This is a genomic window from Methylobacterium haplocladii (genome assembly GCF_007992175.1).
Taxonomy (GTDB): domain Bacteria; phylum Pseudomonadota; class Alphaproteobacteria; order Rhizobiales; family Beijerinckiaceae; genus Methylobacterium; species Methylobacterium haplocladii.
This window is the reverse complement of the sequence record NZ_BJZT01000027.1, coordinates 1-18,839: the sequence shown is the minus strand read 5'-3', so window position 1 is coordinate 18,839 and position 18,839 is coordinate 1. Positions and strand designations below refer to the sequence as shown.

General features: G+C 67.2%; 17 protein-coding genes. 15 read left to right on the top strand and 2 right to left on the bottom strand.

Translation table 11 applies throughout. The features are described 5' to 3' along the window. Window position 1 precedes the first annotated feature (1 nt). Complete coding sequence (locus tag MHA02_RS12450; protein WP_147079063.1) at window positions 2-892, bottom strand: cobalamin B12-binding domain-containing protein; 891 nt, start codon at window positions 890-892, stop codon at window positions 2-4. Window positions 893-1,148: 256 nt separating this feature from the next. On the opposite strand from MHA02_RS12450, the gene bchF reads away from it, so the two are divergent. From bchF to hemA, 14 genes are all read left to right on the top strand, one after another. Continuing rightward, window positions 1,149-1,664, top strand: a complete 516-nt coding sequence (gene bchF / locus MHA02_RS12445; RefSeq protein ID WP_147079061.1) for a 2-vinyl bacteriochlorophyllide hydratase — start codon at window positions 1,149-1,151, stop codon at window positions 1,662-1,664. Further along, entirely contained in the window at window positions 1,661-2,941 is a 1,281-nt protein-coding gene (locus tag MHA02_RS12440) for a ferredoxin:protochlorophyllide reductase (ATP-dependent) subunit N (protein WP_147079059.1), read from the top strand. Before bchF ends, MHA02_RS12440 begins: the two co-directional genes overlap by 4 nt. Before the next feature lie 102 nt (window positions 2,942-3,043). Then, window positions 3,044-4,633, top strand: a complete 1,590-nt coding sequence (bchB, locus tag MHA02_RS12435; protein ID WP_147079057.1) for a ferredoxin:protochlorophyllide reductase (ATP-dependent) subunit B — start codon at window positions 3,044-3,046, stop codon at window positions 4,631-4,633. Continuing rightward, entirely contained in the window at window positions 4,608-8,327 is a 3,720-nt protein-coding gene (locus tag MHA02_RS12430; protein WP_147079055.1) for a magnesium chelatase subunit H, read from the top strand. Before bchB ends, MHA02_RS12430 begins: the two co-directional genes overlap by 26 nt. Then, window positions 8,324-9,217: a ferredoxin:protochlorophyllide reductase (ATP-dependent) iron-sulfur ATP-binding protein gene (gene bchL, locus MHA02_RS12425; RefSeq protein WP_147079053.1), complete on the top strand. Its 894-nt coding sequence runs from the start codon at window positions 8,324-8,326 to the stop codon at window positions 9,215-9,217. The genes MHA02_RS12430 and bchL overlap by 4 nt, the downstream gene beginning before the upstream one ends. 13 nt (window positions 9,218-9,230) lie before the next feature. Next, window positions 9,231-9,932, top strand: coding sequence for a magnesium protoporphyrin IX methyltransferase (bchM, locus tag MHA02_RS12420; RefSeq protein WP_147079050.1), 702 nt, complete (start codon window positions 9,231-9,233; stop codon window positions 9,930-9,932). Continuing rightward, the gene (locus MHA02_RS12415) at window positions 9,929-11,389 is read left to right on the top strand and encodes a BCD family MFS transporter (protein WP_147079048.1); all 1,461 of its coding nucleotides are present in this window, start codon (window positions 9,929-9,931) and stop codon (window positions 11,387-11,389) included. Before bchM ends, MHA02_RS12415 begins: the two co-directional genes overlap by 4 nt. 21 nt (window positions 11,390-11,410) lie before the next feature. Beyond that, window positions 11,411-12,184 (top strand): photosynthetic reaction center subunit H, encoded by a 774-nt coding sequence (puhA, locus tag MHA02_RS12410; protein ID WP_147079182.1) that lies wholly within the window; start codon window positions 11,411-11,413, stop codon window positions 12,182-12,184. Continuing rightward, a complete protein-coding gene (gene puhB / locus MHA02_RS12405) occupies window positions 12,184-12,846 on the top strand; it encodes a photosynthetic complex putative assembly protein PuhB (protein WP_147079046.1) in 663 nt (220 codons plus the stop codon). The genes puhA and puhB overlap by 1 nt, the downstream gene beginning before the upstream one ends. A 20-nt stretch (window positions 12,847-12,866) precedes the next feature. Then, on the top strand, window positions 12,867-13,328 hold the full coding sequence (gene puhC, locus MHA02_RS12400) for a photosynthetic complex assembly protein PuhC (protein WP_147079044.1): 462 nt from the start codon (window positions 12,867-12,869) through the stop codon (window positions 13,326-13,328). After that, the gene (locus MHA02_RS12395) at window positions 13,325-13,621 is read left to right on the top strand and encodes an O2-dependent cyclase accessory protein (protein WP_147079042.1); all 297 of its coding nucleotides are present in this window, start codon (window positions 13,325-13,327) and stop codon (window positions 13,619-13,621) included. Before puhC ends, MHA02_RS12395 begins: the two co-directional genes overlap by 4 nt. Continuing rightward, on the top strand, window positions 13,618-14,709 hold the full coding sequence (gene acsF / locus MHA02_RS12390) for a magnesium-protoporphyrin IX monomethyl ester (oxidative) cyclase (protein ID WP_147079040.1): 1,092 nt from the start codon (window positions 13,618-13,620) through the stop codon (window positions 14,707-14,709). The genes MHA02_RS12395 and acsF overlap by 4 nt, the downstream gene beginning before the upstream one ends. 7 nt (window positions 14,710-14,716) lie before the next feature. Continuing rightward, window positions 14,717-15,526: a putative photosynthetic complex assembly protein PuhE gene (gene puhE / locus MHA02_RS12385; RefSeq protein ID WP_147079038.1), complete on the top strand. Its 810-nt coding sequence runs from the start codon at window positions 14,717-14,719 to the stop codon at window positions 15,524-15,526. A 49-nt stretch (window positions 15,527-15,575) separates the two neighbouring features. Then, window positions 15,576-16,793, top strand: coding sequence for a 5-aminolevulinate synthase (gene hemA / locus MHA02_RS12380; protein ID WP_147079037.1), 1,218 nt, complete (start codon window positions 15,576-15,578; stop codon window positions 16,791-16,793). Window positions 16,794-16,809: 16 nt separating this feature from the next. On the opposite strand, the gene MHA02_RS12375 is transcribed toward hemA, so the two are convergent. Next, complete coding sequence (locus tag MHA02_RS12375) at window positions 16,810-17,751, bottom strand: hypothetical protein (RefSeq protein ID WP_147079035.1); 942 nt, start codon at window positions 17,749-17,751, stop codon at window positions 16,810-16,812. Between MHA02_RS12375 and bchI the strand changes: the two genes are divergently transcribed. Further along, window positions 17,732-18,748 (top strand): magnesium chelatase ATPase subunit I, encoded by a 1,017-nt coding sequence (bchI, locus tag MHA02_RS12370; RefSeq protein WP_147079033.1) that lies wholly within the window; start codon window positions 17,732-17,734, stop codon window positions 18,746-18,748. The genes MHA02_RS12375 and bchI overlap by 20 nt on opposite strands. The last annotated feature ends 91 nt before the right edge of the window (window positions 18,749-18,839 follow it).

Genomic DNA, 18,839 nt, shown 5'->3' with positions numbered 1-18,839 from the left:
TTCAGCAGGCTTGCGCCCGCTTTTCAAGCAAGCTTTCTGCGATACCGGGGGCGATCTTTCCGTCGCTCGCCACCGCGTCGGCGCCGGACAGACGCACCTGCTCGGGATGCCGGACGAAAAGCGGCCCACCGACCATGACGCGGACGTTGCGGTTGCAGGATGCCTTTCGCAGATCACGCACGGCCTGGGTCAGCGCCGGCAACAGAACGTCGTAGGAGAGTGTCAGGCCGATCACGTCGAACCATTCGGCCCGCACGAGCTCGACGAGATCGAAGCCCGGATCGGCGCCGGTCGTGGTGACCTCCCAACCGGCCTCGCGGAAGAAGCTTGCGACGATCGACAAGCAGAAGATGTGCGTCTCACCCGGACAGGGCATCAACAGGATGCTGCGACCGTTGCCGCCACCGGACTCGCCTTCCATCTGCGAACAGAGTTCGCGGGTCACGGCATGAAGCCGGCCGATGGCGACGGTGACGTCGAGGAAGTCGCATTCGTCCTCCTCCCACAGCTCACCGAGGTGACGAGCGGCGGGAGCCAGCAGATCCAGCAGGAGGCTGTCGAGCGAGAGCCCTTCGTCGAGCAGGGCCAGTACATGCTCGGTGATGTCGTCGGCGGCGGGATCGAGAAGCAGCGAGCTGAACTGAGCGATCTGGTCCGGCGAGGGACGGCGCTCGACCCTGAGCCGGGTCGGCTCGGCGGCCTCGCGATGCGCCAGCATCAGCCGCGGAAGGATCTCGCCTTCGATGATGCGAGCCAGATCGCCTTGCAGGGAGAAACCGTCATGCTTGGCGGTATCGGGAGCGCGACTCGGGCTATGCGACGGGGCAGAGCCGCACTCGGGCGGCGCGGCAGCGGGCTCGAAACCCCGACCGTAATGCCTCCAGGCGCCCATCTGCGTCTCCCATCCCGTATGGCTCGGCTGGACATCTTTGGGTCGGTACGCGACTCCAGGTAAGTCTCATTTTATTGCACCCTACGATAGCGAAGCCCGACTTCTTAGCAATGGTAGAATTCCAACAAACGCGGAAACCCTTGTAAACGTGAATGGACGTAAAGCTGGATTGACACTCGCGGGATGTCCGCCTTAGGCTCGGGTCATCCGGGAGGCCTCGCAACGACGGGGCCTGAGGTAACCAGAGGGCGGAAGCATGGGTCCGAGACGGGACCAGCCGGCACCACCGCTCTACACGAGCGCCGAACGCCAGCGGCGGGACGCCTCGCGCTGGACGATCGTTCAGGGTGTGCTCGCGCCCCTCCAGTTCCTGGTCTTCCTCGTCAGCCTGACACTGGTGCTGCGTACGCTCGCCACCGGCGAGAGCCTGTTCGCTGCCAACCTCTCCGTCGTCGTCAAGACGCTCACCCTCTACGCGATCATGGTGACCGGCTCGATCTGGGAGAAGGAGGTCTTCGGGCGCTACCTGTTCGCGCCGGCCTTCTATTGGGAGGACGTGTTCAGCATGGCCGTGCTGGCGCTGCATACGGCCTACCTCGTCGCCCTGGCCACGGGCTGGCTCGACGCTCACGCCCTGCTGATCCTCGCGCTCGCGGCCTACGCGACCTACGTCGTCAATGCCGGACAGTTTCTGCTGAAGCTCCGCGCGGCACGGCTGCAATCGTCCTCGCAGCAGGACACCCTGCCGATGATGGCGGAGGGCGCGCGATGAACGCCCATGCTTCCATCCCTGCCACTGCTGGCTGCGGCGTCGAGATCCGCCAGGAATATGGCCAGCGCGCCGTCTTCTGCGGGCTCACCGGGATCGTCTGGCTCCATCGCAAGATCCAGGATGCGTTCTTCCTCGTGGTCGGGTCGCGAACCTGCGCTCACCTGATCCAGTCGGCCGCCGGCGTGATGATCTTCGCCGAGCCGCGCTTCGCCACCGCGATCATCGACGAGCGCGACCTCGCCGGCATCGCCGACATGAACGACGAGCTCGACCGCGTCGTCGGCCGCCTGATCGAGCGCCGCCCCGACATCAAGCTGCTTTTCCTCGTCGGCTCGTGCCCCTCCGAGGTGATCAAGCTCGATCTGAGTCGCGCAGCGCTTCGGCTCTCGAAGAGCCTCGCACCCGACGTGCGCGTGCTGAACTATTCCGGCTCCGGCATCGAGACGACGTTCACCCAGGGCGAGGACGCCTGCCTCGCCTCCCTGGTGCCGGATCTGCCGTCCGAGCCGGCCGAGGCCGCCACCTCGCTCCTCGTCGTCGGCGCGCTGGCCGACGTGGTCGAGGACCAGTTTGCCCGCCTCTTCGCCGAGATGGGCCTGAGCGACGTGCGCTTCCTCCCGGCGCGCCGTGCGAACGAGATGCCGGCAGTGGGGCGCAACACGCGCTACCTGCTGGCCCAGCCCTTCCTAACCGACGCCGCCCGCGCCCTCGAAGAGCGTGGCGCCCGGCGGATCTCCGCACCGTTCCCCCTCGGGGCCGAGGGCACGACCCGCTGGCTGCAGGCTGCCGCCGATGCGTTCGGTGTCGATCCAAAGCGTTTCGAGGTGGCGACGGCACCGGGCCGGAAGCGTGCCAGCCAGTCTCTCGACCATTACCGGGAGCGGCTTGGGGGCAAGCGCATCTTCTTTTTTCCCGATTCGCAGCTCGAAGTGCCGCTGGCCCGCTTCCTCTCCCGCGAGATGGGGGCCGAGCTGGTCGAGGTCGGCACGCCCTACCTGCACCGTGCCCATCTCGCCGACGAGCTCGAACTGCTGCCGCGCGGAACGATCGTCAACGAGGGCCAGAGCCTCGACGACCAGATGGACCGCTGCCGGGCGGCCAAGCCCGACCTCACGATCTGCGGCCTCGGCCTCGCCAACCCGCTCGAAGCGGAGGGGCTATCCACGAAATGGTCGATCGAGCTGCTGTTCACGCCGATCCAGGGCTACGACCAGGCCGGCGACCTCGCCGAACTCTTCTGCCGCCCGCTCGTGCGGCGGACGCGGCTGGAGGTCTGAGGCCATGCCTTATCGCTTCGCAATCATGCATGACCTCAGCTTCCGGGATGGTCGCGCTTCCGCGCGCCGAACCGGCGTCCAATTCGGCGGGGAGCGCTCCTGATGCAGCTCACCGTCTGGACCTACGAGGGGCCTCCCCACATCGGCGCGATGCGCATCGCGACCGCGATGAAGGGCCTGCACTACGTGCTGCACGCGCCGCAGGGCGACACCTACGCCGACCTGCTCTTCACCATGATCGAGCGGCGCGACGCGCGGCCGCCGGTAACCTACACCACCTTCCAGGCACAGGATCTCGGCCGCGACACGGCCGAGATCTTCAAGAACGCCGTCGCAAAAGCCTACGAGCGCTTCCAGCCCCAGGCGATGATCGTCGGCGCCTCCTGCACGGCCGAGCTGATCCAGGACGATCCGGGCGGTCTGGCCAAGGCGTTGGCCCTGCCGATCCCGGTGATCCCGCTGGAGCTGCCGGCCTACCAGAAGAAAGAGAACTGGGGCGCCTCCGAGACCTTCTATCGGCTGGTCCGCGCGTTGGCCGGTCAGGCCGTGGATCGCATGCCTCGTGAGGGCCGCCGGCCGCTCTGCAACATCCTCGGCCCGACCGCCCTCGGCTTCCGCCACCGCGACGACGTCATCGAGATCCGCAAGCTCCTGGCGGCCCTCGGCATCGACGTGAACGTCGTCGCCCCGATGGGCGCGACCCCGGCCGATCTCGGCACCCTCGGCGCGGCCGACTTCAACGTCGTGATGTATCCGGAGGTCGCCAAGGCCGCCGCGCAGTACCTCGAAAAGACCTTCAAGCAACCCTTCGTCGACATCGTCCCGATCGGCGTGAAGGCCACGGAGCGCTTCGTCGAGGCGGTGGCGAAACTGGCCGGCGTCGATCCGGCTCCCGTGCTGGCCGGCGCACCTTCGCGGCTGCCGTGGTACTCGCGCTCGGTCGACTCGACCTACCTCACGGGCAAGCGCGTCTTCATCTTCGGCGACGCCACGCATGCGCTCGCAGCCGCCCGCATTGCCGCGACCGAACTCGGCTTCAAGGTCGTCGGCCTCGGCACCTACTCCCGCGAATTCGCCCGCGAGATCAGGGCCGAGGCGGCCGAGCACGGCGTCGAGGCGCTGATCTCCGACGACTACCTCGACGTCGAGGCGGCGATCCAGGCGGCCGCGCCGGAGCTCGTGCTCGGAACGCAGATGGAGCGCCACATCGCCAAGCGCCTGGGCGTGCCCTGTGCGGTGATCTCGGCGCCGATCCACGTCCAGGACTTTCCGGCCCGCCACTCCCCGCAGATGGGCTTCGAGGGCGCCAACGTCCTGTTCGATACCTGGGTCCACCCGCTGATGATGGGCCTCGAAGAGCATCTCCTTGGCATGTTCCGGGAGGACCCCGAGTTCCACGATGGCGTCGCGCCCTCGCATCTCGGCGGCAAGCCGAGGGAGAGTTCCGACGCCGTGGAGCAGGCGACGGTCGTGCCGCCCCTCGCGCCGTCGCCTGCTCCCGCCACCGTCGATTCCATCACCACGCATAGCCCCGCGCCTTGGGCGGTCGAGGCCGAGAAGGAACTGAAGAAGATCCCATTCTTCGTGCGCGGCAAGGCCCGCGCGAACACCGAACGCTTCGCCCGCGAGCGCGCGCTCGCGATCATCACAGTCGAGACCCTGTACGATGCCAAAGCGCATTTCGGCCGCTGAGCGCCCGACGCTCCGCATCGTCCTCGTGACGATGGACAACCACATGGCGAGCGCGCTCGAGCGCGGCCGCCTGCGGCTCCGCGACGAGATGCCGGGCCTCGTGATCGATTTTCACGCGGCGTCCGAATGGGACACCAACCCGCGCGCGCTAGAAGAGTGCAAGGCCGACATCGCCCGGGCCGACATCGTCTTCTCCGCGATGCTGTTCATCGACGAGCACGTGAAGGCGATCCTGCCGGCGCTGCTGGCGCGCCGCGAGCACTGCGACGCGATGATCGGCGCGCTCTCGGCCTCCGAGATCGTCAAGACCACGCGGATGAACCGTCTCAACATGGACGGCACGACGCGGGGCGCCCTCGACTTCCTGAAGAAGCTGCGTGGCAAGCCGGGCGCCCAGGGCAACGGCGCCAAGCAGATGGCGATGATCCGCAAACTGCCGAAGATCCTGCGCTTCATCCCCGGCAAGGCGCAGGACCTGCGCGCCTACTTCCTCGTGCTGCAATACTGGCTCTCGGGCTCGGACGAGAACATCGCCAACCTCGTGCGCTTCCTCGTCGGCCGCTATGCCGCCGGCCCGCGCGAGGCCTGGCGCGAGACCGCCGCCGCGCCGGCGCCGCTGAGCTACCCCGAGACCGGCCTCTACCATCCGCGCCTGACCGGCCGCATCGGCGAGGACGCGTCGCGGCTGCCCGTGGCCGCTGCCGGCAAGGGCCGCGTCGGCCTCCTCGTGATGCGCTCCTACGTGCTGGCCGGAAACACCGCACATTACGACGGCGTGATCGCGGCCCTTGAAGGGCGCGGGCTCTCCGTGGTGCCGGCCTTCGCCAGCGGCCTCGACAACCGCCCGGCGGTCGACGCCTTCTTCAAGCGCGACGGCCGCCCGGCCGTCGACGCGGTGGTCTCGCTCACCGGCTTCTCCCTCGTCGGCGGTCCCGCCTACAACGATGCGGCTGCGGCCGAGGCGACGCTGAGCGGCCTCGACGTGCCCTACCTCGCCGCCCACGCCCTCGAATTCCAGACCATCGAGCAGTGGGAAGGCTCCGACCGCGGCCTTTCGCCGGTCGAGGCCACGATGATGGTCGCGATCCCCGAACTCGACGGCGCCACCGCGCCGATGGTGTTCGGCGGCCGCTCAAGCAGCTCGATGGGCGCAAACGCCCGCGACATGCGCGCTCACCCCGAGCGGGCCGACATGCTCGCCGCCCGTGTCGAGCGCCTGGTCTCGCTCCGGCGGAAAGCCGTCGCCGAGAGAAAGGTCGCGATCGTGCTGTTCGGCTTCCCGCCGAATGCCGGTTCGATCGGCACGGCCGCCTTCCTGTCGGTCTACCAGTCGCTTCACAACACCCTGAAGGGCCTGAAGGACGAGGGCTACGACGTCGAAGTTCCGGAGAGCGTCGACGACCTGCGCAACGCCGTGCTGGCCGGAAACGCCGCCCGCTACGGAACGCCCGCCAACGTCCATCACCGTATCCCCGCCGACGACCATGTCCGGCGCGAGCGCTATCTCGCCGAGATCGAGGCGCAATGGGGACCGGCCCCGGGCCGCCAGAACAGCAACGGATCGGTGCTGTTCGTCCTCGGCGTGCAACTCGGAAACGTCTTCGTCGGCGTGCAGCCGGGTTTCGGCTACGAAGGCGATCCGATGCGGCTGCTGTTCGAGCGGGGATTCGCGCCGACGCACGCCTTCTCGGCCTTCTACCGCTACCTGCGCGAAGATTTTCGCGCCGACGCGTTACTGCATTTCGGCACGCACGGCGCGCTGGAATTCATGCCCGGCAAGCAGACCGGCCTGTCCGACACCTGCTGGCCGGAGCGGCTGATCGGCGCACTGCCGAACATCTACCTCTACGCCGCCAACAATCCCTCCGAGGGCATGATCGCCAAGCGCCGCTCGGCGGCGACCATGGTGAGCTACCTGACGCCGAGCCTCGCCCAGGCTGGCCTCTACCGCGGCCTGATCGATCTCAAGAGCTCGATCGAGCGCTGGCGCGCCCTCGAGCCGGAGGCCGAGGGCGAGCGCCACGACCTCGCCGAGCTGATCCAGGTCCAGGCCGCCGCCCTCGACCTCGCTCCGGCCGAGCCGGTCTGGGCCGACGACCTCGGCGGCAAGGTGCTGAAGCTCGGGCTCGCGATCTCCGAGCTCGAACACACCCTGATCCCGCACGGCCTGCACGTCGTCGGGCAGGGCACGCCGCTGGAGGAGCGGGTCGACTTGCTGCTGGCGCTGGCCGAAGCCTCGAACGGCCTCGTTCCCGAGCGCGCCGGCATCGAAGCCCTCGTCGCGGGCGAGACCGTCGACGCGGCCCTCGCGGCCGGCGGCCTGCCGCTCGACGACACACACCGCGCCGCCTTCGCGGGCTTGCGCGAGACGGACGCGCTGCTGTCGCGGGACCACGAGATCCCGGCGCTGCTGCGGGCACTCGACGGCCGCTTCATTCCGCCCGTCGCGGGCGGCGACCTGCTGCGCAACCCGGCCGTGTTGCCGACCGGGCGCAACATCCACGGCTTCGACCCGTACCGGCTCCCTTCCGCCTTCGCGGTGGCCGACGGCCGGCGTCAGGCCGACCGCATCCTCGCCCGCTACCGCGACGAGGGCGCGCCGCTTCCCGAGAGCATCGCCATCGTGCTCTGGGGCACCGACAACCTGAAGAGCGAGGGCGGCCCGATCGCCCAGGCCCTGGCGCTCGTCGGCGCGACCCCCCGCTTCGACGGATACGGCCGGCTCTGCGGGGCGACGCTGATCCCGCTTGAGACGCTCGGCCGCCCGCGCATCGACGTGGTCGTCACCCTCTCCGGCATCTTTCGCGATCTGCTGCCGCTTCAGACGAAACTCCTGGCCGAGGCCTCGTTCCTCGCCGCCACCGCCGACGAGCCGGTGGAGCAGAACTTCGTCCGCAAGCACACCCTGGCCCACCAAGCCGAGCATGGCTGCGACATCGAGACGGCGGCTTTGCGGGTCTTCTCGAACGCCGAGGGCACCTACGGCGCCAACGTCAACCAGCTGGTCGAATCCGGCCGCTGGGAGGACGAGGACGAGATCTCCGAGACCTTCTCGCGCCGCAAGGGTTTCGCCTACGGCCGTGACGGCAAGGCCGCCGCGCAGCGCGGGCTGATGGCGAGCGTGCTCGCCAAGGTCGACCTCGCCTACCAGAACCTCGACTCGGTCGAGGTCGGCGTCACCTCCGTCGATCATTACTTCGACGGTCTCGGCGGCATGGGCCGCGCCGTCGCCCGCGCCAAGGGCGACGCGGTGCCGATCTTCATCAGCGACCAGACCCGCGGCGAGGGCGTCGTGCGCTCGCTCTCCGAGCAGGTCTCGCTTGAGACCCGTACCCGCATGCTCAACCCGAAATGGACCGAGGGCATGCTCGGCCACGGCTACGAGGGCGTGCGCCAGATCGAGGCGCATCTCACCAACACCATGGGCTGGTCGGCCACCTCCGGCGCGGTGGCGCCCTGGGTCTACCAGCGCATCACCGAGACCTACGTGCTCGACCCCGCCATGCGTGAGCGCATGGCCGCGCTCAACCCGACCGCCTCGGCCAAGGTCGCCCAGCGACTGATCGAGGCGCACCGCCGCGGCTTCTGGACCCCGGACTCGGAGACGCGCGACGCGCTCGACCGTGCCGAGGAAGAGCTCGAAGACCGCCTCGAAGGCATCACGGCAAGCATCCCGGCAGGAGTCGCCGCATGAACATCGCCATTCGCAACCCGGTCATCGCACGGAAAGAGGAGGGCAGCCTCCAGGTCGAGCTCGATCCGGACCTGAAGATCGACACCGCCAAGGTGTTCGCGGTCTACGGCAAGGGCGGCATCGGCAAGTCGACCACCTCGTCGAACCTGTCGGTCGCCTTCTCGAAGATGGGGAAGCGCGTGCTGCAGATCGGCTGCGATCCGAAGCACGACTCGACCTTCACGCTCACCAAGCGCCTCGCCCCCACCGTGATCGACGCCCTCGAAGCGGTCGGCTTCCACTCCGAGGAGCTGCGCGTCGAGGATTTCGTGGTCGAGGGCTATAACGGCGTGATGTGCGTCGAGGCCGGCGGGCCGCCGGCCGGCACCGGCTGCGGCGGCTACGTCGTCGGCCAGACCGTGAAGCTCCTCAAGGAGCATCACCTCCTCGAAGACACCGACGTGGTGATCTTCGACGTGCTCGGCGACGTGGTCTGCGGCGGCTTCGCCTCGCCCCTCCAGCATGCCGACCGCGCGGTGATCGTCACCGCCAACGACTTCGATTCGATCTTCGCGATGAACCGCATCGTCGCGGCGATCCACACCAAGTCGAAGAACTACAACGTCCGTCTCGGCGGCGTCATCGCCAACCGCTCGGCCAAGACCGACGAGATCGACCGCTTCAACGACGCCGTCGGCCTCAAGCGCCTCGCTCATTTCCCCGACCTCGACATCGTCCGGCGCTCGCGCCTCAAGAAGTCGACGCTGTTCGAGATGGAGGCCTCGCCGGAGCGCGACCTCGTCGTCGCCGAATACATGAAGCTCGCCGAGACGCTCTGGGCCGGCGGCGACCCGTGCCTCGCCACGCCGATGAAGGACCGCGACCTGTTCGAGTTCCTCGGGTTCGATTGAGGGCTTCCGCGCGATGACCAGCTCGACCTACAGCCTCCGCCGCGGCCAGCTCACCACCTATTTCGACCGCACCGCGGTGGAGGCCTGGTCGCGCCTGACCTCCGATGCACCGGTCTCCAGGATCCGCGCGACGGTGCGGGCCGGGCGCGATGCCATGCGGGCGAACCTGCTGTCGTGGCTACCCGAGGACATGACCGGCAAGCGTCTGCTCGACGCCGGTTGCGGCACCGGCGCGCTCGCTGTCGAGGCGGCCCGGCGCGGGGCCGAGGTGGTGGCGATCGACGTCTCGCCGACGTTGGTCGGGCTCGCCCGCGAGCGCCTGCCGGAGATCGCCGGCCCCGGCTCGATCGACTTTCGCGTTGGCGACATGCTCGATCCCTGGCTCGGGCGCTTCGACCACGTCGTCGCGATGGATTCGCTGATCCACTACCGCAGCACCGACATCGTCCGCGCGCTGGCGGAACTGGCGCTGCGCACCGACGGCTCGATCGTCTTCACGGTGGCGCCGCGCACCGCCTTGCTGACCGTGATGCACGCCGCCGGCTCGTTCTTCCCGAAGAGCGACCGGGCACCCGCGATCGTGCCGGTCACCGAGGGTGGGCTGAAACGGCTGATCGCCAAGGAATCCGCCCTGAGCCGTTTCTCGGTGGAGCGCACCAAGCGGATCAACAGCTTCTTCTACCTCTCGAACGCGCTGGAGCTGCGGCGCTCATGAAGGCGACCCGCGCCCTCACCGATGCGCTCCTGCGCATCGGCCCGTCGATCCTCCCCTTCGCGGATGCCGCGACGGTCGAGTTGCCGCTCGGCCGGCTGCTGCGGCTGGCCCTGTTTCAGGCGACCGTCGGCATGGCCGCGGTGCTGCTGATCGGCACGCTCAACCGGGTGATGATCGTCGAGCTGGAGGTGCCGGCCTGGATCGTCGCGGTGATGCTGTCGCTGCCGCTTGTGTTCGCGCCGCTGCGGGCGCTGGTCGGGTTCCGCTCGGACACGCACCGCTCGGTGCTGGGCTGGCGTCGGGTTCCCTACATCTGGTTCGGCACGCTGCTGCAATTCGGCGGGCTGGCGATCATGCCCTTCGCCCTGTTGATCCTGTCGGGCGACACCACCGGACCGCACTGGGTCGGGCACGTCGCGGCAGCGTTCGCCTTCCTCCTCGTCGGCGCCGGGCTCCACACCACGCAGACGGTGGGCCTCGCGCTCGCCACCGATCTCGCCCCGGCCCATGCTCGGCCGAAGGTGGTCGCGCTGCTCTGCGCCGCGCTGCTCGCCGGCATGGTGGTGAGCGCACTCGTCTTCGGCCTGCTGCTCGCGAACTTCTCGCCGGTCCGCCTGATCCAGGTGATCCAGGGCGCGGCCCTTGTGACGATCGTGCTCAACGGCATCGCCCTCTGGAAGCAGGAACCCCGCGACACCAGCCGCAGCGACAAGTCGGCCCCCCGCGCCACTTTTGCCGAGTCCTGGCGCGCCTATGCTGGCGACGGCACGGCGCGGCGGCGGCTCGTGGCGATCGGCCTCGGCACGGCCGGGTTTTCGATGCAGGACATCCTGCTCGAGCCCTATGGCGGCCAGATCCTGAAGCTCTCGGTCGGCCAGACCACGGCGCTCACCGCGATGCTCGCGGCCGGCGGCGGGCTCGGACTGATGATCGCGGCACGCTGGCTCAATCGCGGCGGCGACGCCTTTCGCGTGGCGGCGGCGGGCAGCGTGATCGGCATCGCGGCCTTCTCGGCGGTGATCTTCGCGGCGCCCCTCGACTCGGCCCGGCTCTTCGCCGCCGGTGTCACGCTGATCGGCCTCGGCGGCGGCCTGTTCGCCCACGGCACGCTCACCGCCTCGATGGCCAAGGCAGGCCCAGAGGACACGGGTCTCGCCCTCGGCGCCTGGGGCGCCGTGCAGGCTTCGGCCGCCGGCCTCGCCATCGCCGCGAGCGGCATCCTGCGCGACGTAGGCGCTGCGGTGGCCCAGTCGGGGGTGCTCGGCGAGGGCATGAACGAGCCGGCGATCGGCTACCTCATCGTCTACCACATCGAGATCGCCTTCCTGTTCGCGACGCTGATCGCGATCGGGCCGCTGGTTCGTGCGGAAGCCAGCGCGAATACCCGGGTCGTACGCCCCGACGAGGGACGCACGCGCCTGCTTACACCCAAAACCCTCGTCAACCAGCCCAGCTGAACCTTCGGGAGAACGACCATGCTGCCGAGAGGCGAAATCACCGGATACATCGACGTCGCGCAGGTCACCCTGTACGCGTTCTGGATCTTCTTCGCGGGCCTGGTGTTCTGGCTGCGCCGCGAGGACCGCCGCGAGGGCTATCCCCTCGAGGCCGAGGCCTTCGGCCGCCTCAAGAATCCGGACCCCGTCCTGATCCCGCGGCCCAAGGCGTTCCACCTCTCGAACGGCATCACCAAGTACGCGCCGGCGCCCGATCCGACCTACGACACAGACGTGGCCAGCCGGAAGCGCGAGCCCTGGCCGGGCGCCCCCTACGATCCCACCGGCAACCCGCTCACCGAGCGCGTCGGCCCCGGCTCCTGGGCGAACCGCGACAACGAGCACGACCACACCTTCGACGGCCAGAAGCGGATCGTGCCGCTGCGCGTCGCCGACCATTTCGTCGTCCACGAGGACGGCCCGAACCCGATCGGCATGACCGTGTTCGGCGCAGACCGTCAGGTCGCCGGGACCGTCAGCGATCTCTGGATCGACCGCGGTGAATCCATGGTGCGCTACTACGAGGTAGAGCTCGGCGTCGGCGGCAAGAGGGTGCTGATGCCGGCGACCTTCTGCACAACCGGCAGCATCACCCGCACCGTGAAGTCCGAGGCGCTCCTCGCCGCGCAGTTCGCCGGTATCCCGGCGACCGCGGATCCCGACTCGGTGACCCTGCAGGAAGAGGAGCGGATCGTCTCCTATTTCGGCGCCGGCACCCTCTACGCCACCCCGTATCGCGCGGAGCCGCTGCTGTGATGACGAAGCCGGAGCCCTTCTCCCCCCGCGGCCTGCCCGAGCCGCTTCCCCCCGGCGAGCGCATCCTCTGGCAGGGTGCCCCCACCGTCGCCGGCGCCTTCTCACGGATCTTCCATGCTCGCCTCGTGGTGGCGTGGTTCGCATTGGCCGCCCTCGTCTTCGGCGGCCTCGCAGCCACCGACGGCTCCTACGCCTCGGCGCTCGCCATGGCGGTACCGACGCTGGCGATCGGTGCGGGCGCACTCGCGCTCCTCCTGCTGTTCGCCTGGCTCGTCCACCGCACCACGGTCTACACCATCACCGACCGCCGCGTGGTGATGCGGGTCGGCATCGCTCTGCCGATCACGCTGAACCTGCCCTACGCCATGACCGAGGGCGCCGGGTTGCACAGCTTCTCCGACGGAAGCGGCGACCTGCCCGTGCAGATGAAGGCTGGCGAGCGCGTCGCCTACCTCCACCTCTGGCCCCATGCCCGGCCCTGGCACGTCACTCAGCCCGAGCCGATGCTGCGGTCGATTCCGGAGGCAGAAAAGGTCGCAGCCCTGCTCGCGCGGGCACTCTCGGCCTATGCCGGTCAGGTCGATGCGGCTATGCCTGTGATCAAGACGCGGCAACGCGCAACCGATCGTCAGGGCGCGTTCGTCGCGGCCGGCGCTCGCTAGCTGATCTCAGGGAGGCGGTCATGTCGGAGACTGCGCGAAAAGGCTCGCTGCCGTTGGCGGCGATGGTTGGTGCCGGGGCCCTGATGGGGTTCACGATGCTGGCCGTCTCGATCGGCCGCAGCGAGAGCGTCGGGCTCACCCAGCTCCCCGCCGCCGAAATCGTCTCCAGCGTTGCGTTCCGCGTGGCGGATGTGGCCGACGGCTCGATCGCCATGCGCGACGCCGCCGACGACCGGCTGTTGCTGACGATCCATCCCGGCGAGGACAACTTCATGCGCGCCACGATGCGTGGCCTCGCCCAGGCGCGCCAGCGCGCCGGGCTCGGCCGCGAAGCGCCGTTCAAGCTGACCCGCTACGACAACGGCACGCTCTCCCTCGACGACGACGCCACCGGGCGCAAGGTGCCGCTGGAAGCCTTCGGCCAGCCGAACGCGCTCGCCTTCGCCCGCCTGCTCCCCGGCGACACCGGGGCGCCGCAATGAGCTGGATCGGCAAGACCGTCGTCGAGGTGCCCTGCACCGTGGAGATCGAGCACACGCCCGAGAGCCTCCACGCGCATGTCACGTTGGACGCCGGCTTCGAGATCGAGCCCGGCGACGAGGTTCAGGTCCACGACGCGCCGACGCTGCCGCCCTTCGGCGAGCGCATCGTCGTGCAGCGCCACGCCACCGTGACGCGTGCCGGCGCGATCGAGCGGGCCTGGACCAAGCTGATCGCCCATCTGGAGCTCACCGAGCTCTACGAAGTGAGTTTTTCGGAGAGGAGGTCGCTGTGAACGCGAACGTTCAGCCCCCGAACGCCACGGGTCCCGTGCCGCGCTATCCGGTCAACGAGTCGACCAAGTCGGCGCAGGAGACCACCTTCCTGTCCCCGCGCTTCTACACGACCGACTTCGTCGAGCTCGACAAGACCAACGTCGAGCCGGTGCGGCGGGAATGGGACATCCTCATCGAAGAGTTGCGCGCAGACCCGAACAAGCGCCACTTCACCCGCGACGGCGCCTTCGACTGCGACCTCGACGCGATGGAGCCTGCGCTCCGCAGGGAATTCCTCGACTTTCTCGTCTCGTCGATCACCGCCGAGTTTTCGGGCTGTGTGCTCTACGCCGAGATGCGCAAGCGCGCGAAGAACAAGGACATCAAGGAGCTGTTCGGCTTCATGAGCCGGGATGAAGCGCGCCACGCCGGCTTCATCAACGACACGCTGAAAGACTTCGGCATCGGCGTCGACTTGGGCTTTCTGACGAAGACGAAAAAATACACGTTCTTCCGGCCGAAGTTCATCTTCTACGCGACGTATCTGTCCGAAAAAATCGGTTACGCCCGCTACATCACCATCTTCCGTGAGCTCGAACGGCACCCTGAGCGGCGCATCCACCCGATCTTCAAGTGGTTCGAACTCTGGTGCAACGACGAGTTCCGCCACGGCGAGGCCTTTGCCCTGCTGATGCGCGCGAACCCGAAGCTCACCCAGGGCGTGAACCGCTACTGGATCCGCTTCTTCCTGCTCGCCGTCTACGCGACGATGTACGTCCGCGACCATTGCCGGCCGGCCTTCCACAAGGCGCTCGGGGTCACGCCGACGGATTACGACTTCACGGTGTTCCGGATCACCTCCGAAATCTCGAAGCAAACCTTTCCGATCACCCTCGACATCGACAATCCGAAATTCAAACAGGGCCTCGACAAGCTCCTCGCCTGCTCGACCAAGATCGCCGAGGCGAAGGCGGAGGGCGGCATCGGCGGCAAGCTCAAGCACGCCGGGCAGACCGCCATCGCCGCCGCCACCTTCGTGCGTCTGTACCTTCTTCCCGTGAAGGACCATCAGATGCCGGCCGACATCCGTCTCCAGCCGGTGTGGTAGGGCGCGAATGTCGGCCTACGCCACGCCTGCGCTCTACGCGGTTCTGCTCTGGTGGTTCTCGACCGGCGTGATCCTTCTCTTGGATCACCTACCGCGAAAGACCCACAAGTGGAGCATGGCAGGCGGGACGCTGGTGCTGTTCGCGGCTTTGTGGGCGATCGGCGCGAGCGCAGCGGACGCAACGGAGACCGGCGTCTACACCGCCTTCACCGCGGCGGTGCTGGTCTGGGGCTGGCAGGAGATGAGCTACTACATGGGCTTCGTCTCCGGCCCGCGGCCGGTGGCCTGCCCGCCGCACCTGCGCGGCGTCGACAAGTTTTTTGCGGCTCTGGCGACGAGCCTCTGGCATGAATTCGCGATCGTTCTGGGTGGCCTCGCCATCCTGGTGCTGACCTGGGGCCAGCCGAACCACTTCGCGCTCTGCACCTACGCGACGCTGGTGCTGATGAACGCCTCGGCCCGGCTCAACATGTTTTTGGGCGTGCGCAACCTCAACGCCGAGTTCCTGCCGCCGCATCTCGGCTACCTCGCCGGCTTCCTCACCAAGAAACCGATGAACCTGCTGTTTCCGTTCTCGGTCAGCCTCGGCACCATCGCCGTCGCGCTGATGGGTCGCGCGCTGCTGGCCGAGGGCATCGCCACATACGAAGTGGTCGGCTTCACGCTGCTGGCCAGCCTCACGGCTCTGGCGGTGCTGGAACACTGGTTCCTGATGCTACCCTTGCCCTCGGCCGCGCTCTGGAACTGGAGCCTGCCGGGCAAGGCCGCGCCGATCGCGGTCAAGACCGAAGACACCGCGGCATCGCCGCGCGACTGATCGAACTGAACACCGTACGGGACAAAACCCGCGGTTTGGGAGGACGGCCATGGACTACGAAGCGTTCTTCGGTGCCGAGATCGCCGGACTCCATCGGGAGGGCCGCTATCGCGTCTTCACCGACCTCGAGCGCCATCGCGGCGGCTTCCCCCGCGCCACGCACCACACGCCGGGAGGCCCGCGCGACGTCACCGTCTGGTGCTCGAACGACTATCTCGGCATGGGCCAGCACCCCAAGGTGATCGACGCCATGCACGAAGCGCTCGACCGCTGCGGTGCCGGCGCTGGCGGCACCCGCAACATCTCCGGCACCAACCACTACCACGTGCTGCTGGAGCGCGAGCTCGCCGACCTCCACGACAAGGAGGCCGCGCTGATCTTCACCTCCGGCTACGTCTCGAACTGGGCCGCCCTCGGCACACTCGGCTCGAAGCTCCCCAACTGCGTGATTTTTTCGGATTCCGAAAACCACGCCTCGATGATCGAGGGCATCCGCTCCTCCCGCGCCGAGCGCCAGATCTTCCGCCATAACGACCCCGAGGATCTCGACCGCAAACTCTCGCTGATCGAGCCGGGCCGCGCGAAGCTGGTGGCCTTCGAGTCGGTCTACTCGATGGACGGCGACATCGCGCCGATCGACGAGATCTGCGACGTCGCCGAGAAGCACGGCGCGCTGACCTATCTCGATGAGGTCCACGCGGTCGGCCTCTACGGCGCGCGCGGCGGCGGCATCTCCGAGCGCATGGGGCTGGCCCACCGCCTCGACGTGATCGAGGGCACGCTGGGCAAGGCCTTCGCCGTGCATGGCGGCTACATCACCGCGAGCGAAAAGCTCTGCGACTTCGTGCGCAGCTTCGCCTCGGGCTTCATCTTCACGACCTCGCTGCCCCCGGCCGTCGCCGCCGGCGCCGCCGCCAGCATCCGCCATCTCAAGGGCAGCTCATCGGAGCGCGCCCGCCACCAGGAGCGCGTCGCCCGCGTCCGTAAGGCGCTGGACGCGGCCAACATCCCCTACATGCCCAACACCTCGCACATCGTGCCGGTGATGGTCTGCGACCCCGTGCTCTGCAAGGCGATCTCCGACACCCTGCTCGACGAGTTCGGCATCTACGTGCAGCCGATCAACTATCCGACCGTACCGCGCGGCACCGAGCGCCTGCGGATAACGCCGGGCCCGCTCCACACGGATGCGGATATCGATCACCTGGTCGGGGCGCTGAGCACGATCTGGCAGCGGATCGGGCTGCGGCAGGAAGCGGCGGAGTAAGATTTTTCGTGATGCCTCAAGAAGTCGAACTTGTAGGAAGGGCAAATTTTTCGATAAGGCCCGCCTCCAAGCAGCAGACATATTCTGCAGCGGCGCGTGAAAAACAGTAAATCATATCGATATCAACATCGATATGATCATTTAGCTGCACTTGCAGAGCACTCGGCATTGTGCGCAAGTACTTATGGCCAATCCTAGATCCATTATGAATTATACAATTCCTGATTTCGACACTCTCAACAAGATGATTATAGAATGGAAGTCTTCTGGGCGAATCGATACCGAGTCTTTCGGATATCCAATCCGAAAGCTTCCCGAAGCCAAGATAAGCGAGTTCGTCAATTTTCCGATCGACAATTAACTCTCGCAACTCTTCCATAGAATCGCAATTTAGAGCAAGCTCGAACGTAATTGTTTCTTTCGATCGAAGAATTTCATGTTTCGATACAAGACACTCTCTTGTAACTGATGAAAGATAACTAGATAGATTATCAACTAAACGACTGAAGACCATTTCTAACAAAGGAGCAGACACCTTACGAAGCTCCTTACCAAACAAGTTGGTTGCTTCAGGATTAACCCTGAATGGATCTTCGTTTTTCTTGATAGGAATCGCTGGATCAGACAGATGCCCCTGTATAGACTTCGCGACGTGCGCAGCGTTGTCTGCAAAAGCGCATACACTAACAAACAAAATGGGAATTCTATTATATTTTTCCAAATTTCTAAAAAAGATCAATGCAGAAGCTGAACCGACTGATGGCTTCACGTAAGCGTTTTCACTCGATGGACTTTCATCCAATAACCGCTTAGCTTCAGTTAGCCACTCCGATGTGATTTGGAAGCCTTTCAAAACCATGTTCTTTTCAAGTATCCAAGCCAAGAATTCAAGAGTGGCATAACAGAATGTTTCAGATTTTCTAGTGATAGTTGTGCAAGTGCCCACCTTCCCCTTCACCGCCATCGTCGCCCAGGACGAGATGAAGCTCGCGCTGCTGATCGCGGCGGTGGATCCGTCCGTCGGCGGCGTTCTGGTCTTCGGGGATCGCGGCACCGGCAAGTCGACGGCGATCCGCGCGCTCGCGGCGCTGCTGCCGAAGATGCTGGCCGTACCCGGCTGTCCCTATGCCTGCGATCCCGCAAGCCCGGCGGAGGCCTGCCCGCACTGCGCAAAAAACCCACGCCCGAAGAAGAGCGTGCAGGTCCCCGTGCCGGTGGTGGACCTGCCGCTGGGGGCGACCGAGGACCGCGTCGTCGGCGCGCTCGACCTGGAGCGGGCACTGAGCCTCGGCGAGAAGGCGTTCGAGCCGGGCCTGCTCGCCAAGGCCAATCGCGGCTTCCTCTACATCGACGAGGTCAACCTGCTGGAGGACCACCTCGTGGACCTGCTGCTCGACGTGGCGGCCTCGGGCGTGAACACCGTCGAGCGCGAGGGCCTGAGCCTGCGCCACCCGGCCAAGTTCGTCCTCGTCGGCTCCGGCAACCCGGAGGAGGGCGAGCTGCGCCCGCAGCTCCTCGACCGCTTCGGCCTCGCCTGCGAGGTCGTGACGCCCACCGACATCGCGACCCGCATCGCGGTCGTGCGCCGCCGCGACGCCTACGAGCGTGACCCCGACGCCTTCTGCGCCGCGCACGCCAAATCCGAGAAGGCGCTTCAGAAAAAACTCACGAGCGCTCGCGAGCGGCTGCCGGACGTCGACGTTCCCGACGCCGCCCTGGAGAGCGCGGCGCGCCTCTGCCTGGCGCTCGGCACCGACGGCCTGCGCGGCGAACTCACCCTGATGCGCACCGCCCGCGCGCTTGCCGCCTTTGAGGGCGCCACCACGGTCACCGACGATCACCTCCAGCGCATCGCGCCCTCCGCGCTGCGTCACCGTCTCCGCCGCAACCCGCTGGACGAATCCGGCTCGACGGCGCGGGTGGCGCGGGCGGTGGCTGAAGTGTTTCCAGGATGATGCGCGGGCGTCGCCTCCCTCCCCCCTCTGCGGGGGAGGGTGGCCCGCGAAGCGGGTCGGGAGGGGGGCGCACCGCTTCCGGAGAGGGCGC

What these genes read in the sequence shown, in the direction of transcription:
- bchM (WP_147079050.1), top strand. Translation starts at nt 9,231, where the DNA reads ATGACCAGCTCGACCTACAGCCTCCGCCGCGGCCAGCTCACCACCTAT.
- MHA02_RS12450 (WP_147079063.1), bottom strand. Translation starts at nt 892, where the DNA reads ATGGGCGCCTGGAGGCATTACGGTCGGGGTTTCGAGCCCGCTGCCGCG.
- MHA02_RS12395 (WP_147079042.1), top strand. Translation starts at nt 13,325, where the DNA reads ATGAGCTGGATCGGCAAGACCGTCGTCGAGGTGCCCTGCACCGTGGAG.
- bchL (WP_147079053.1), top strand. Translation starts at nt 8,324, where the DNA reads ATGAACATCGCCATTCGCAACCCGGTCATCGCACGGAAAGAGGAGGGC.
- MHA02_RS12415 (WP_147079048.1), top strand. Translation starts at nt 9,929, where the DNA reads ATGAAGGCGACCCGCGCCCTCACCGATGCGCTCCTGCGCATCGGCCCG.
- bchF (WP_147079061.1), top strand. Translation starts at nt 1,149, where the DNA reads ATGGGTCCGAGACGGGACCAGCCGGCACCACCGCTCTACACGAGCGCC.
- puhC (WP_147079044.1), top strand. Translation starts at nt 12,867, where the DNA reads ATGTCGGAGACTGCGCGAAAAGGCTCGCTGCCGTTGGCGGCGATGGTT.
- bchB (WP_147079057.1), top strand. Translation starts at nt 3,044, where the DNA reads ATGCAGCTCACCGTCTGGACCTACGAGGGGCCTCCCCACATCGGCGCG.
- MHA02_RS12430 (WP_147079055.1), top strand. Translation starts at nt 4,608, where the DNA reads ATGCCAAAGCGCATTTCGGCCGCTGAGCGCCCGACGCTCCGCATCGTC.
- puhE (WP_147079038.1), top strand. Translation starts at nt 14,717, where the DNA reads ATGTCGGCCTACGCCACGCCTGCGCTCTACGCGGTTCTGCTCTGGTGG.
- puhB (WP_147079046.1), top strand. Translation starts at nt 12,184, where the DNA reads ATGACGAAGCCGGAGCCCTTCTCCCCCCGCGGCCTGCCCGAGCCGCTT.
- hemA (WP_147079037.1), top strand. Translation starts at nt 15,576, where the DNA reads ATGGACTACGAAGCGTTCTTCGGTGCCGAGATCGCCGGACTCCATCGG.
- MHA02_RS12440 (WP_147079059.1), top strand. Translation starts at nt 1,661, where the DNA reads ATGAACGCCCATGCTTCCATCCCTGCCACTGCTGGCTGCGGCGTCGAG.